Below are 337 nucleotides of genomic sequence, written 5' to 3'. Positions count from 1 at the left end.
CATCAGCGTCAGCACGCCCAGATGCAACAGCGGCTTGCCCATCAACCAGGCCAGGGTTGGCGCACAGATGAGTACGGCGATGGCTTCGAACGCCAGGGCATGGACGATGCGTTCGCGCAGGGTGCGTGGCAGTGGCTGGCTCATGACTGAAACCTCGTGACAGGAAGCGATGGGCGCTATGATCATCGGCAAACCTGCCATGACGAAGTGAGTTGCCATCGGCGAAACCGATATGAACATATCTCCCGAATCCCTTCAGGCCTTCGCCCAGGCCGCTCACAGTGGCTCACTCAGTGCAGCGGCACGGCGCCTGGGCAAGAGCCAGTCGACGATCAGC

2 protein-coding genes are annotated in these 337 nt (G+C 61.1%); one reads left to right on the top strand and one right to left on the bottom strand.

What is annotated here, in order from left to right; translation table 11 throughout:
• A partial coding sequence (locus J0A65_RS28045; RefSeq protein ID WP_416135343.1) for a chlorhexidine efflux transporter occupies positions 1-144 on the bottom strand: 144 nt, incomplete at its 3' end.
• 88 nt (positions 145-232) lie between these two features.
• On the opposite strand from J0A65_RS28045, the gene J0A65_RS26660 reads away from it, so the two are divergent.
• Positions 233-337, top strand: a 105-nt coding sequence (locus J0A65_RS26660) for a LysR family transcriptional regulator (protein ID WP_206597184.1), incomplete at its 3' end; no start/stop codon positions are given.

Origin of the sequence: Bowmanella yangjiangensis (assembly GCF_017255015.1) — a bacterium.
Classification (GTDB): domain Bacteria; phylum Pseudomonadota; class Gammaproteobacteria; order Enterobacterales; family Alteromonadaceae; genus Bowmanella; species Bowmanella yangjiangensis.
Note: the sequence above shows the minus strand (reverse complement) of the source record. Positions and strands in the feature narration are given on the sequence as shown.